Below are 13,385 nucleotides of genomic sequence, written 5' to 3' on the forward strand. Positions count from 1 at the left end.
CCCCGGACCGGCGAACATGCAGTACAGCATTCATACCGGTCAGGCATCGGATTCGAGAGGAGCGCATGATGCGCGAAGTTTTCCAGGCTGAGCTCAAGCAGGTCGGCGAGGAGCTGGTGGAGATCGCCACGCTGGTGCACAAGGCCCTGTCCGAGGCCCGCCAGGCCTTCCTGGAGGCTGATCTGGAGACCGCCCAGGAGGTCATCGCGGGGGACGCCCGCATCGACTTCATGCAGAACGAGCTGGATGAACGGTCGATCGACATCCTGGCCCTGCAGGCGCCGGTGGCATCCGACCTGCGCATGATCGTGGGGGCCCTGCGCATGAGCTCCTCGCTCGAGCGCATGGGGGATCTCGCCCGCCACCTGGCTCAGGACGCCCGTCGTCGTTATCCCGACCCGGTGCTGCCCGAGCAGCTGGTGGCCACGTTCTCCCGGATGTTTGACCTGGATCTGGAGATCATCGACGGCGTCGTACAGATCCTGGAGACCCGGGACATGGGCGTGGCGGACACCATCTACGCCAAGAAGGCGGAGGTCAACGGCCTGCACCAGGACATCTTCAACGCCCTGAGCAGCGACTCCTGGGACTCGCCGGTCTCCACCGCCGTGGATGTGACGCTCTCGGCCCGCTACCTCGAGCGCATCGGCGATCACGGCGTGTCCGTGGCGCGCAAGGTCGCCTACCTCGTGACGGGCGAGTGGACGCCGTCGGCCACCATGGACCGCCCCACCGGGCACGGGCACATCACCATCGCGGACTGATACGCCGGCGGTCGGCGACGACCGGCCCGGCTGTGACCGCGAGCGGCACGACGAGGGGCGGGGCCCGCGAACCACATAGGTTCGCGGGCCCCGCCCCTCGTCGTGGTCGTTCACGTGCGCCCTCTGCGCAGGCTTCGACGCCTGCGCAGAGGGCGACCGGGTGAACGGCCTGAGACCGCTACTTCTTGCCCTGGTTGGCGACGGCCTGGATGTTGGCGGCCGCGGCCTCCGGATCCAGGTACTCGCCACCGGGGTGAACGGGCTTGAAGTTCTGGTCCAGCTCGTAGTACAGCGGGATGCCGGTGGGGATGTTCAGGCCGGCGATGTCGTCGTCCGAGATCCCGTCCAGGTGCTTGACCAGCGCGCGCAGGGAGTTGCCGTGGGCGGCGACCAGGACGGTCCGGCCGGCCTTCAGATCCGGGACGATCTGCTCCTTCCAGTACGGAAGGAAACGCTCCAGTACGTCCTTGAGGCACTCGGTGCGCGGCGCGTGGTGGATGTCCGCGTAGCGGGCGTCGTGCGCCTGCGAGTACTGGTCGTCGTCGTCCAGCTCGGGCGGCGGGACGTCGTAGGAACGGCGCCAGGTCATGAACTGCTCTTCACCGTATTCGTCGCGGACCTGGGCCTTGTCCTTGCCCTGCAGTGCACCGTAGTGGCGCTCGTTCAGGCGCCAGGAGCGCTTGACCGGGATCCAGTGACGGTCAGCCTCGTCCAGGGACAGGTTGGCGGTCATGATGGCGCGGCGCAGCAGGGAGGTGTGCACGAGATCCGGGAGGATGCCGCGCTCCTTGAGCAGCTGGCCACCGCGAGCGGCCTCGCTCTTGCCCAGCTCGGTCAGCGGGACATCCACCCAGCCGGTGAAGAGGTTCTTTTCGTTCCAGTCCGACTGCCCGTGGCGCAGGAGGATCAGCTTGTACTTGGTTTCATTAGCCATGGGCTCAGTATTCCATCGGCCACCGCCGTGGTGGACGGTGTTGCGGCCACGTGTCTGCGTTTTACCAGCCATATGCGGCGGACGGCTCTCGGCCGGCCACCGTTCGGTCGGTCACCAGGCCGAAGGACCCGACGACTCGATGTCCACGGCCGGTTTGACGTCGGCCAGGTACACCCCGCAGGCGGTGGCCGCGATCATGGAGACGATGTAGGAGACGGACAGCTCGAGCCGCCCGGCCACCACGGAGGCCACGGTGGTGACCGCGAGGAGGGCCGTGATCGCGAAGCAGGCGCCGGTCACGGCCATCCAGAAGTTCCGCGTGCGCTTGAAGGCGCGTTCGAACTGCACGGCCTTGGTCCTGGACAGGCAGTGGAAGAAGGCCATCGCGCACAGGACCGCCACGAACACCAGGACGGCTACGTTGGTCCACGACACGATCTGGGCGATCAAATACTGGAACGGCGTGGGGCTCATGGGACGAGCTTAACGGTCCGGAGGCCCTGGTCCAGATCGGCCCAGAGGTCCTCGACGTTCTCGATGCCGACCGACAGGCGCAGAAGGCTCTCGGGAACGGAGTCGGGTTCGTCGTGGTGGCGCCGGCGGCGTTCGATCAGCGATTCCACCCCGCCCAGCGAGGTGGCGGGGGTCCATACCTTGAGAGCCGACACCACCTGCTCGGCGCTGGCGGCATCGGCGGCCAGCTCGATGCTGATGATCGCGCCGAAACGGCCGTCCATCTGCTCGGAGGCGCGCTCATGGCCGGGATCGGTGACCAGGCCCGGATAGCGCACGCGCGTGACCGCGGGATGCTCCGTCAGGCGCTGCGCCAGGTCGAGGGCGTTCTGCCCCGCGCGCTCGACCCGCAGGGCGAGCGTGCGCATGCCGCGCAGCGCGAGCCAGGTCTCGAAGGCCCCGGGGATGGCCCCGCTCATGGTGCGGTGGTGGTGCAGTCTCTCCCGCAGCTGCGGGTCGGAGGTGACCACGGCGCCCAGGACGACGTCCGAGTGCCCGGCCAGGTATTTGGTCACCGAGTGCACGACGATGTCCGCCCCCAGCGTCAGCGGGCGCTGCAGCAGGGGGGTCGCGAACGTGTTGTCGACCGCGGTCAGCACGCCGGCGCTGCGAGCGCCGGCGAGGATGGCCGGGAGGTCCGCCACCTCGAGCATGGGGTTGGTGGGGGACTCGATCCACAGCAGGTCCGCGCCGGGGATCTCCGCCAGCACCGCCTCGGTGTCCTTGACGTCCACGCGGGTGACCGTGAACTGGCCCGCTCGGCAGGCGTCGTCCATCAGCACCTGGGAGCCCTGGTAGGCGTGGGTGGGCATGACCACCCGGCCGCCGATGGGGACCAGGGACATCACGGCGGCGACCGCGGCCAGGCCGGAGGCCATCGCCAGCGCGGGGTGGGCCGCTTCCTCCAGGTGCCCCAGCACGCCCTCGAAGTCCTCCCACGTGGGGTTCGACGTACGACCGTATCCGCGGTCCCCCTCGCGGGCCTCACCGGTTCCGCGGTACGTGGAGGTCAGGGTCAGGGACGGGCTCACGGGCGCGTCGTGGACGGGGTCCGGCCGGCCTCCCGTGACGACGACGGTATCCGGACGCAGATCTTCAGAGTGGAGCATGCAGCAAGTATGCCCGCCCCCAGGGCTGTCCGATGACGCCGCTACAGTTGAGCCGTGACTTCCACCGACTCCCCCGGCGCCCGGGCCGCCGACGCCGATCCACAGGCCGCAGGCACCCGCCCCGGGCTGTTCATCGCCCTGGAGGGCGGGGACGGAGCCGGCAAGTCCACGCAGATCAAGCGCTTGTCCCGGGCCCTGACCGAGGCCGGGACCAGCGTGCTGACCACGCGTGAGCCCGGTGGCTCCCCCTTGGGCGAACGGATCCGGCACCTCGTGCTCAGCCCGGAGTTCGCCCCGGTGGACGCCCGCACGGAGGCCCTTCTGTTCGCCGCCTCCCGCAGCGCGCACGTGGAGACCGTGATCCGTCCCGCCCTGCAGCGCGGCGAGGTGGTCATCACCGACCGTTTCCTGGATTCCTCCGTGGCCTACCAGGGCGCCGGCCGCGGTCTGGGCGCGGAGGCGGTCCGGGAGATCAGCATGTGGGCCGTGGCCGGCCTGGTACCGGACCTCACCGTCCTGCTGGATGTCAGCGAGGCCACCGGGCGGGCGCGGAGGTCGTCCCGGGAGCAGGACCGCATGGAGCAGGAGCCGGAGCAGTTCCATCGCGAGGTCCGGGAGGCCTTCCTGGCCCTGGCCTCCGATGCGCCGGACCGCTACCTGGTCCTGGACGCGGATGCCCCCGTGCCGGTCCTGGCGGAGGAGATCCTCCGCCAGGTCCGTGACCTGCTGACCGCCAGGAGGATGCTGTGAACGTGTGGGAGGAGCTGGTGGGCCAGGACGCCGTCGTCGCGCAGCTGCACCGCGCGGCGCAGGAGGAGAGCCCCACGCACGCCTGGCTGTTCACCGGCCCCCCGGGGTCGGGGAGGTCCAGCGCGGCGCTGGCGCTGGCGGCCGCCCTGTTGTGCGAGCAGCCCGACCCCGCCCAGCGCGGCTGCGGCCGGTGCCAGGGATGCCGCACCGTGGCCTCGGGATCTCACGCCGATCTGACCCATTTCCGCACGGAGCACAACGAGATCCGCATCGACGACGCCCGCGAGCTCGTCGTCCGCGCCCAGGACAAGCCCTCAGTGGGCCGGTGGCGGGTCATGGTCGTGGAGGACGCCGACCGTATGGTCGAGCGCACCTCCAACGTCATGCTCAAGGCCATCGAGGAACCGCCGCCCAGCACCATCTGGCTCCTGTGCGCCCCCAGCCCCATGGACGTCCTGGTCACCATCCGCTCACGGTGCCGTCCGGTCACGCTGCGCGTCCCGCCCGTCGAGGCCGTGGCCCAGCTGCTGGAGACCCGCGACCAGGTGCCCCCGGCCCTCGCCGCCGAATGCGCGCGGCTGGCCCAGTCCCACGTGGGGATCGCCCGGCGGCTGGCCCACTACGACGACGCCCGGGAACGCCGTCGTCGTGTGGTCGAGATGCCGCTGCGGCTGGGCGGCGTCTCGGATGCCGTCCGCGAGGCCGACCGGCTGACCAAGCTCGCCGAGGAGGAGGCGGCAGCCGACGCCGAGACCCGCCACGAGGACGAGAAGGCCCATCTCCTGGTGGCCATGGGAGCTCCCGAGTCCGGGCGGATGCCGCCCAACGTCCGCAGCGCCCTGAAACGGCTCGAGGACGACCAGAAACGCCGCTCCAAGCGGATCCGCACGGACACCCTGGACCGTTTCCTCATCGATCTCACCACGTTCTACCGCGACGTCCTGACCCTTCAGCTGGCCACGGGTTCCACGCTGATCAACCACCATCTCCAGGACGACCTGCGCGACTACGCCGCGAACAGCTCACCGGAGGAATCCTTGCAACGCATCGACGTGATCACCCGGACCCGTTCCAGGATCCGCACCAACGCCGCGGCCGGCCTGGCCTTCGAGGCGATGGCGGTGTCACTGCTGTGAGGACGGCGTTCAAGCGTTCCGGTCGGCTCGTGGCAGCGCTCTGCGCCGTCGTGCTGATCGCAGGGTGCGGTGGCCAGGAGACGTCCTCCGGAGGCCCGGACTCCCTCCAGGGCACGGATCCCGACCTGGCCCGCTTCTACGAGCAGGAGGTCTCCTGGGGCGATTGCGAGGAGACCAGCGGCGACACCGGCCTCGAATGCGCCGACCTGGAGGTCCCCGCCGACTACGACCAGCCGGACGGTGAGACCACCACCGTAGTGATGGCGCGTTCCGCCTCCACCTCCGACGCCGCCGGAGGCTCGCTGATCCTGAACCCCGGTGGTCCAGGCGGTTCGGGAGTGGATCTGATGCAGGTGGCCCCGGGGTACTTCGACAGCTCGATCCAGGAGCGGTACGACCTGGTCTCCTTCGATCCCCGCGGCGTCTTCCGCTCCGACGGCATCGACTGCCTCGATGCTGAAGGCCTGGACCGGTGGCGCGCCGAATCCGCCTACGACCCCGCCGCGGAATCACTGGACGAGCTGCGTTCGAGCTACCAGGAGGTCGGCGAGGCGTGCGCGGAGAACTCTGGCCCGGTCCTGGAGCACATGGACACCGATTCGGTCGCGCGCGACCTGGACGTCATGCGCGCGGTCCTCGGCGATGCCCGGACCAACTACGTCGGGTTCTCCTACGGCACCCAGATCGGGGCGGCCTATGCCGAGCTCTTCCCCGACCGAGTGGGGCGTTTCGTGCTGGACGGCGCCGTCGACCCCTCCTTGTCCAACGCCGAGATCACGCTCGGCCAGGCGGAGTCGTTCGAGGCCTCGCTCCGGCAGTTCATCCAGGAGTGCACGGAGACGAACGCCGAGTGCTTCACCGACGGCACGGTCGACGACGGCCTGGCCGAGGTGCAGCGCATCATCGCACGCACCCAGGACGAGACGATCACGGCGCGGGACGGCCGGCAGATCTCGGCGGTCTCCGCCGTCGAGGGCGTCCTGGTCCCGCTGTACAACCCGGCGGCGTACTCGACCCTGAACGAGGCGCTCGTGGATGCCCAGGGAGGCGACTACACCGCCCTGATGGGCATCTCCGACACCAACCACGGCCGACAGAGCGACGGGACCTACCGGGGCAACTCGAGCGTCGCCTTCGCCGCGGTGAACTGCCTGGACTACGACTCCCGGAACGTCACGGACGAGCAGATGGCGGCCGATCAGGGGGCTCTGGAGCAGGTCTCGCCCACGTTCGGGCAGTTCCTCGGCTACACGGACGCCGCCTGCCAGGGGTGGCCGTTCGGCCCCAGCGGTTCACCGCACGCCGCCCAGTACACGGGTGACTCGGAGGTCCTGGTGGTCGGGACCCGGCACGACCCTGCCACCCCGTACCCCTGGGCTGAAGCTCTGACGGAGCAGCTGGGCAACGCCCGTCTGCTGACCTACGAAGGGTGGGGCCACGGCGCCTATACCTCCGGCAACGCCTGCGTGGTCTCCGCGGTCGATGCCTACCTCGTCGACGGCGAACTCCCTCCGGAGGGCGAAGTCTGCGGCGGGTGAGACGTGCGCTCCGCCGCGTCGTCGTGATTTGGGAAGCTGGCCCGCCACGGTGCTAAAGTGTCGTGCGCGCTGAACAAAGCGTTGTCTCGTGCGCGCCTCCTTAGCTCAGTCGGTAGAGCGATTCACTCGTAATGAATAGGTCGCCGGTTCGATTCCGGCAGGAGGCTCCCTGGAACGGCTCGTCACCCTCGGGTGGCGGGCCGTTCGTCGTCTCAGCCGCCAGCACCCCGATCCCGCCGAGATGGGAGTTGAGCCGCTCATCAGCCCTGATGGGCGGTCGAAGTCGCTGCTCGGCTGAAGAACGAGCTGGCGCGTGCTCAGCCGTGGTGGGCCCGCAGGAGTTCCTCGGCGCGCTCGACCCGTTCCGTCACCGTGTGCGCTCGCCGGTGCAGGGCCTGCGTGCTGAGTTCCATGCTCCGGGCGGTGGTCTCGCCGGGGCCGTGGAAGCGCGCCATGGCAAGGGCCTCCGCGGCCTGGGCGAGGTCGTTGCCGGCACGGGAGAGCTCACGGTGCAGATCGTGCAGCCAGCCGCCGTCGGAGGACGGGATCTCCTGGCTCTCGGCCGGCGCGAAGGACTGGGCGGTCATGCAGATGGACCGCACCCTGGGGAGCAGATCCGCCAGCTCGTTGGCCACGGGGACCACCTGCGTCACCAGATCCTGATCCTGGATCTGTTCCAGGACCTGATGGAACCGGTCCAGCCCACGGCGGAAGCGATCGTGTGCCCTGCGCCAGACGCCCTGGCCCAGCTCCTTCTGATCCCGGCGCCCCGCGAGGTGCTCTGTGAAAAATCCCATGGTGAACACATGTTCTCAGACGGGGCGCACCGATCAGGACACGCAGGGACCCGGGCAACGGCCGCACAAGAGCGCGCGGGGGCTCACCCGGAATGGATGAGCCCCCGCGCGACGGCCCTCTCGGCCGCACCAGCCGGCGAGCTTACTCAGAGCCCCCGCTTGACACGGGTGCCGAGCCGGCGGCGCGGATCAGCAGCAGCGCCCCTGCGGGTTGTTCTGCTGATAGTCCTGCCAGTCCCGCCAGAACTCCCTCTCGGTCATGGGGGTTTCCCCCGGATCGCCGTGGGCGGCGTGGTACTCCAGGTAGCGCTCGTACTTGTCGGCGCCCATGACCCCGGAGAACCAGCGGCGGGCTCCCCCGAGATTCCGGCCCACCGCAGCGGCAGCGGCGCGCAACGTGGTCATCGGAATCCACCTCCCGTTACGGGGCCGGGTCGCCGGCGTCGGTCAGTGCCCATGGCCGTGGTGCCCTTGAGCGGCTCCGGGAGTGCGCACTTCCAGGGGAAGCTTTGCCCACTGCTTCTCCAGGTCCTTCTCGGCCGCGGTGGGCAGGAAGCCGGCCGGCGCGAAGAACCTGGAATCGACGAAGGGATCCTCGTGGACCTCGGGGGTGCGCTGCCTGAAGCACTGGATCGTGCGGAGGATCGCAGTGACGGCGACCACCAGCGCCAGCACCACGAACACGATCGACAGGGTCCCCTGCACCGCGGTGTTGCGCACCACGGCCTCCATCGCCTCGACGCTCTGGGCCGTGCCATGGCTGGTCTCACCGGCGGCCAGGGCATCGCGGAAGGTGAAGTGATTGGCCCAGTAGCCGACGGCGGGTTCGGAGGAGAAGATCTTCTGATAGGAGCCCACGACCGTGACCACCAGGTCGAAGGCCAGCGGGACGATGATGATCCACAGATACTTGAAGCTGCCGCGCGAGGCGGCGATGGCCAGGCACACGGACAACGCGATCGCCGCCAGCAGCTGGTTGGCGATGCCGAACAGCGGGAAGAACGTGTTGATGCCGCCCAAGGGGTCCGTGACGCCCAGGATCAGGATCGACCCCCAGCCGGCCACCATGATCGCCGTCGTCAGCCAGGTGCCCAGCCGCCAGTTGGTATCGGCGAACCGCGGGAACGCGTTGCCCAGCGAGTCCTGGAGCATGAAGCGGGCCACGCGGGTGCCGGCGTCGACGGCGGTGAGGATGAACAGGGCCTCGAACATGATCGCGAAGTGGTACCAGAAGCTCATCATCGACGCACCGCCGAACCATTGCTGCATGATGTGCGCCAGGCCGACGGCAAGGGTGGGCGCACCGCCGGTGCGGGAGACGACGGTCTCCTCCCCCACGGCGTCGGCCGTCCCCTGGAGCAGCTCGGGGGTCACGTGCACGCCCGTGAGCCCGAGCGAGTTCACCCACGCCACCGCGCCTTCGACGGTCCCGCCGGTCACGGCGGCCGAGGAGTTCATGGCGAAGTAGATGCCACGATCGATCGAGATGGCGGCCACCAGGGCCATGATCGCCACGAAGGACTCCATGAGCATGCCGCCGTAGCCGATCATGCGGGTCTGGCGTTCCTTCTCGACCATCTTGGGCGTGGTGCCCGACGCGATGAGGGCGTGGAAGCCGGAGAGCGCACCGCACGCGATCGTCACGAACAGGAAGGGGAAGAGGGAGCCGGAGAACACGGGGCCGTCGCTGCGCCCGGCGAACTCGGAGACCGCGGGAACCGTGATCTCCGGTCGCACGACGACGATGGCGAGCGCCAGCAGCACGATCACCCCCACCTTCATGAAGGTGGAGAGGTAGTCGCGCGGGCTGAGCAGCAGCCACACCGGCAGGACCGCGGCGATGAAGCCGTACAGGATCACGAACCAGGCCAGGGTGGTGCGGTCCAGGGTGAAGAGCTCGGCGCCCCAGGAGGTCTCGGCGACCCAGCCGCCCGCCACGATGGCCAGCATCAGGAGGGCGAAGCCGATCACGGAGATCTCCATGACCTTGCCCGGCCTGATGTAACGCAGGTAGAGCCCCATGAAGATCGCGATGGGGATGGTCATGCCCACGGAGAACACGCCCCACGGGGATTCGCCCAGCGCGTTGACCACGACCAGGGCCAGGATGGCCACGATGATGATCATGATGGTCAAGGTCGCGATGATCGCCGCCCAGCCGCCGATGGGTCCGAGCTCGTCGCGCGCCATCTGGCCCAGGGAGCGGCCGCCGCGGCGCATCGAGAAGAACAGGACCAGGTAGTCCTGGACGGCGCCGGCGAGGATCACGCCCACGATGATCCAGATGGTTCCGGGCAGGTAGCCCATCTGCGCTGCGAGGACCGGACCGACCAGGGGCCCGGCACCCGCGATCGCGGCGAAGTGGTGCCCGTAGAGGACCCGGCGGTCGGTGGCCAGGTAGTCCCGGCCGTTGGCCTTGTACTCGGCCGGCGTGGCCCGGGTGTCATCGGGCTTGACCAGTTTGTTCTCGATGAACTTGGAGTAGAAGCGGTAGGCGATCAGGTAGCTGCACACCGCGGCCATGACGAACCAGATGGCGTTGACCGTCTCGCCGCGCACGATGGCCAGCATCACCCAGGCCACTCCGCCGAGCAATGCGATGGCCACCCACAGGGCGATCTTCGCCGGGGTCCACCGGCGGTGCTCCTCTTCGAGCACCTCGGGGTCGACTGCAACCGGGGGCAGTTCCATGTCGGGTTCGGATCCTGAGCCGCCGGAGCTCGGCGGGTTGACTGTGGTACTCATGTCGCTCCTGAGGGGAAGGTGGCCGATCGGATGAAGGGGTGGGATCAGCCAGGGGACAAGGAGAGTGTAAATGTCTTGGTGATCCAGGTCACGCTCTGTCCGGACAACCTTCTCTCCGCAGATCAGTGAGCCCTCCCTGGCCGCCGTGCCGCCGTCGTCACCGCCGGACCACGACGACGGGGCTCCTGTCAGGCCGGCTGCGGGGATATGGAACAATGGGGCCGGTGCGAACGCCGGAAGCCGGATCGCCACCTGGAAGGTTGTCCGAGCGGCCGAAGGAGCCGGTCTTGAAAACCGGTGTGCGGTAACCCCGTACCGTGGGTTCGAATCCCACACCTTCCGCTTGAGTCAAGGCCCTCCCGCCCCCGTGAACACGGGGAAGGGAGGGCCTTCGTCATACCCCGGATGATCCGGGAGGCCCGGCCTAGGCGGGCCGCCGGTGCAGCGCCACCAGCGCCGCCCCCGCGCATCCCGCGAGGACGTCCGTGACGGTGTCCAGGGGCGGGACGTGGATGTCGGGCGAGACGAAGAGGTAGCCGAGCAGTTCCATGGCCTCCCATACCAGCGCCAAGATCAGGCCGACGAGCGTGCACGCGACGACGCGTTGACGCGCACGACGGCGGTTCAGCGCACCCGCGGCGGTCGCCGCCCAGCCGAAGACCGCCCGGTCGCGCAGGACGCAGTAGTTCCACCACACCCGTACCAGGCCATAGGTCAGGAGGAAGTGGACGATCAGATCCAGTGGGAGGAAACGCTCGTACAGCAGCTCGGCAGCGCTCACGCCGGCGATCAGCAGGACGGCGCCGACCAGCGCTCGCGGCGCGCCCGTGCGGAAGGCCAGCAACGTCATGACCTGCCCGAGGCCCACGAGCATGAGTACCGCGACGTCGACGATCCGGCCCTGGGACCAGTAGAAGGCGGCGGCGAGGATCCCCGTGAAGCACAGGGCGGTCCCCAGCGTCTCGACCGGTGTCGACGTCGCGACCTTCATCCCGGTCTTCATCCGGATCCGCGCATCCGGTGTCGCCCGGCCGCCGGATTGTCGAGGAACCTGCGCTGCAGCCGTTCCCACGGCTTCTCCGAGCGCCACTGCTCGCGCAGCAGCGTTCGCGCCATGCACTGCTGCCTGACGATCCGCCGGGGCGACAGGACGGCGCGCCAGGACACCGCGACGACGCTGCTCCGGTCCATGAGGATGGCCTCGTGAGGTCGGAGTTGGAAACTGAGACCGTAGTCGTCGTGGACGTCGGCGCCGAGCTGGACGTGATCGCGCACCTCGCGCCACCACGAGGCCCGCATGGCCATGTTCGAGCCCCACAGGGGCGCGTGCCCCAGGGCCAGCCCGGCCGCGCCGCGATAGGCGGCCAGGTAGAGGCGGCACAGGCTCTCACCGAGAAACCGCGGGCTCGGCGCGAACCTCCCGGACCCCGAGACCGCCACCACATCCCGGCCCGCCCGTGACTGCGATCGCAGCGGTGATCGCGGTTGTGATCGCGCCTGTAATCGCGGCCGCGCCAGGTGCACCGCCTGCCGGTGCACCCAGCAGGCGTCCGGGGTGCTGTCGGCGTCGCAGCGGGCGATGATCTCGAATCGGGCGGTGTCGTAGCCCGTCGCAGCCGCGTAGGCCACACCGGTCCGGGGCTCGTGGACCACCACGATCTCCAGGGGATGAGAGCGCCGAGCCGTCCGGACGGCGTCGTCCAGGTCGTCCGTGGAGCCGTTGTCCACCACCACGACCTCGTCCGGAACCTGCGTCTGACCGCTCAACGCCGTCAGGCAGCGCCGCAGATGCGCAGCGTCGTTGCGCACCGGTATTACCACGCTGACCCCGGTGGATCCATGGGCCGAATCGGGCGTCATCGTGGGCGGTTGTGCCGGCGTCCCCGGCAAGCGCACTGATGATTCATAAAGTGAAGCATATCGCGGCGTGATCTGGCTCGGACTGCTGGCTGGCTTTCAGCACGGATCAACGCGTCACGCCAGCTCCGAAGTGCTCTTATCCGTGTTCCGCGTCCTTCCGCCCGGCCCGGCACACGGTTCCGGTACCTTGAGCGCATGGATCACGCCACGCCGTCGTCGTCTCCCCCATCCGCGCAACCATCCGCGCATCGGAGGCACACCGAGACCCTGCGATTCCTCGCCGCGCCGACCGATCTGGGGCACTCCGGCACGGTGGATGCCGGGAGGGTCCTGGAGTGGGTGGACAAGGCCGCGTTCGCGGCGGCCACGGCCTGGTCGGGCTCGTACTGCGTGACCGCCTACGTGGGCAACATCCACTTCCGCCATCCCGTCCAGGTGGGCGAGATGGTCGAGGTCACGGGCACGATCCTGCATACCGGGCGTTCGTCCATGCACGTCAGCACCGTGGTGCGCTCCGGCGACCCCAAGACCGGGGAACTCGAGGAGCGGGCGCGGTGCCTGGTGATCTTCGTGGCGGTCGACGACGGCGGGAAGTCCACCCCCGTCCCCGTCTTCTCGCCTCAGTCCCTCGAACAGGAGCTGGCCCAGGAATACGCGCTGGCCCGGATCCCGACCCGCAACGAGATCACCGAGCTGCTGGCGGGCCAGGGCCCGGTGGAGGACGGCACCGCGGAGCACGTCGTGCTGCGTTTCATGGCGGCACCCACCGATGTCAACTGGGGCGGCAAGGTCCACGGCGGCATCGTCATGGAATGGATCGACCAGGCCGCATATCTGTGCGCCAGCCGCTACTGCGGGCAGGACACCGTGGCGGTGTTCTCCGGCGGCATCCGTTTCCTGCAGCCGTTGCGCATCGGGGACCTCGTCGAGGTCGACGCCCGGCTGATCTACACCGGCAACAAGGGCATGCACATCCGGGTCGAGGTCCGTTCGGGAGACCCCAAGAGCGGCGACCTGCACGTGACCACCAACTGCATCACGGTCATGGTCGCCCGCGACGCCGAGGGCACCTCCGTACCGGTCCCCCGATGGGAGCCTCGCACCGCGGACGATCAGCGCCTGTGGCAGCTGGCCCGGGACCTGCTGAAGATCCGCGGCCACGCACCGGGCAACCGGCTGCCCCATCACCTCGTGGAGAAGTAGCGGGCGCGTTCCAGCCGCCGAAACCGGAGTCCGGTC

The 13,385-nt window shown here is 69.1% G+C and carries 13 protein-coding genes and 2 tRNA genes; 7 read left to right on the plus strand and 8 right to left on the minus strand.

Going from position 1 to position 13,385, the window contains the following annotated elements; all coding sequences use genetic code 11:
* Window positions 1-68: 68 nt before the first annotated feature.
* On the plus strand, window positions 69-764 hold the full coding sequence (gene phoU, locus FCK90_RS11795; protein ID WP_158034552.1) for a phosphate signaling complex protein PhoU: 696 nt from the start codon (window positions 69-71) through the stop codon (window positions 762-764).
* A gap of 178 nt (window positions 765-942) precedes the next feature.
* On the opposite strand, the gene FCK90_RS11800 is transcribed toward phoU, so the two are convergent.
* The 3 genes from FCK90_RS11800 to FCK90_RS11810 all read right to left on the minus strand — a co-directional run bounded on the left by FCK90_RS11800 (window position 943) and on the right by FCK90_RS11810 (window position 3,320).
* Window positions 943-1,698, minus strand: coding sequence for a phosphoglyceromutase (locus tag FCK90_RS11800; protein ID WP_158034502.1), 756 nt, complete (start codon window positions 1,696-1,698; stop codon window positions 943-945).
* A 111-nt stretch (window positions 1,699-1,809) separates the two neighbouring features.
* Entirely contained in the window at window positions 1,810-2,172 is a 363-nt protein-coding gene (locus tag FCK90_RS11805) for a DUF2516 family protein (RefSeq protein ID WP_158034503.1), read from the minus strand.
* Window positions 2,169-3,320, minus strand: coding sequence for a trans-sulfuration enzyme family protein (locus tag FCK90_RS11810; protein ID WP_158034504.1), 1,152 nt, complete (start codon window positions 3,318-3,320; stop codon window positions 2,169-2,171). The genes FCK90_RS11805 and FCK90_RS11810 overlap by 4 nt, the downstream gene beginning before the upstream one ends.
* Window positions 3,321-3,374: 54 nt before the next feature.
* Between FCK90_RS11810 and tmk the strand changes: the two genes are divergently transcribed.
* From tmk to FCK90_RS11830, 4 genes are all read left to right on the plus strand, one after another.
* The gene (gene tmk, locus FCK90_RS11815; RefSeq protein WP_425481708.1) at window positions 3,375-4,070 is read left to right on the plus strand and encodes a dTMP kinase; all 696 of its coding nucleotides are present in this window, start codon (window positions 3,375-3,377) and stop codon (window positions 4,068-4,070) included.
* Complete coding sequence (locus tag FCK90_RS11820; RefSeq protein ID WP_158034505.1) at window positions 4,067-5,206, plus strand: DNA polymerase III subunit delta'; 1,140 nt, start codon at window positions 4,067-4,069, stop codon at window positions 5,204-5,206. Before tmk ends, FCK90_RS11820 begins: the two co-directional genes overlap by 4 nt.
* A 29-nt stretch (window positions 5,207-5,235) precedes the next feature.
* A complete protein-coding gene (locus FCK90_RS11825; RefSeq protein WP_246180257.1) occupies window positions 5,236-6,744 on the plus strand; it encodes an alpha/beta hydrolase in 1,509 nt (502 codons plus the stop codon).
* Window positions 6,745-6,838: 94 nt separating this feature from the next.
* Window positions 6,839-6,911 (plus strand) — tRNA-Thr (locus FCK90_RS11830).
* Between the two features lie 150 nt (window positions 6,912-7,061).
* Here FCK90_RS11830 and FCK90_RS11835 read toward each other — a convergent pair.
* The 3 genes from FCK90_RS11835 to FCK90_RS11845 form a co-directional block, all read right to left on the minus strand.
* Window positions 7,062-7,541, minus strand: coding sequence for a hypothetical protein (locus FCK90_RS11835; protein WP_158034507.1), 480 nt, complete (start codon window positions 7,539-7,541; stop codon window positions 7,062-7,064).
* 189 nt (window positions 7,542-7,730) lie between these two features.
* Window positions 7,731-7,946, minus strand: a complete 216-nt coding sequence (locus FCK90_RS11840) for a YbdD/YjiX family protein (RefSeq protein ID WP_158034508.1) — start codon at window positions 7,944-7,946, stop codon at window positions 7,731-7,733.
* Window positions 7,947-7,988: 42 nt separating this feature from the next.
* Window positions 7,989-10,286 carry a carbon starvation CstA family protein gene (locus FCK90_RS11845; protein WP_158034509.1) on the minus strand — a complete coding sequence of 766 codons (2,298 nt, stop codon included), beginning with the start codon at window positions 10,284-10,286 and terminating at the stop codon, window positions 7,989-7,991.
* A 254-nt stretch (window positions 10,287-10,540) separates the two neighbouring features.
* On the opposite strand from FCK90_RS11845, the gene FCK90_RS11850 reads away from it, so the two are divergent.
* Window positions 10,541-10,628 (plus strand) — tRNA-Ser (locus FCK90_RS11850).
* 82 nt (window positions 10,629-10,710) lie between these two features.
* On the opposite strand, the gene FCK90_RS11855 is transcribed toward FCK90_RS11850, so the two are convergent.
* Both FCK90_RS11855 and FCK90_RS11860 read right to left on the minus strand, forming a co-directional pair.
* The gene (locus FCK90_RS11855) at window positions 10,711-11,277 is read right to left on the minus strand and encodes a hypothetical protein (RefSeq protein ID WP_158034510.1); all 567 of its coding nucleotides are present in this window, start codon (window positions 11,275-11,277) and stop codon (window positions 10,711-10,713) included.
* 8 nt (window positions 11,278-11,285) lie between these two features.
* A complete protein-coding gene (locus FCK90_RS11860; protein ID WP_158034511.1) occupies window positions 11,286-12,146 on the minus strand; it encodes a glycosyltransferase family A protein in 861 nt (286 codons plus the stop codon).
* Window positions 12,147-12,341: 195 nt separating this feature from the next.
* On the opposite strand from FCK90_RS11860, the gene FCK90_RS11865 reads away from it, so the two are divergent.
* Window positions 12,342-13,349 (plus strand): acyl-CoA thioesterase, encoded by a 1,008-nt coding sequence (locus FCK90_RS11865; protein ID WP_158034512.1) that lies wholly within the window; start codon window positions 12,342-12,344, stop codon window positions 13,347-13,349.
* Window positions 13,350-13,385: the final 36 nt, after the last annotated feature.

Source organism: Kocuria coralli (assembly GCF_008831305.1).
Lineage (GTDB): Bacteria > Actinomycetota > Actinomycetes > Actinomycetales > Micrococcaceae > Kocuria > Kocuria coralli.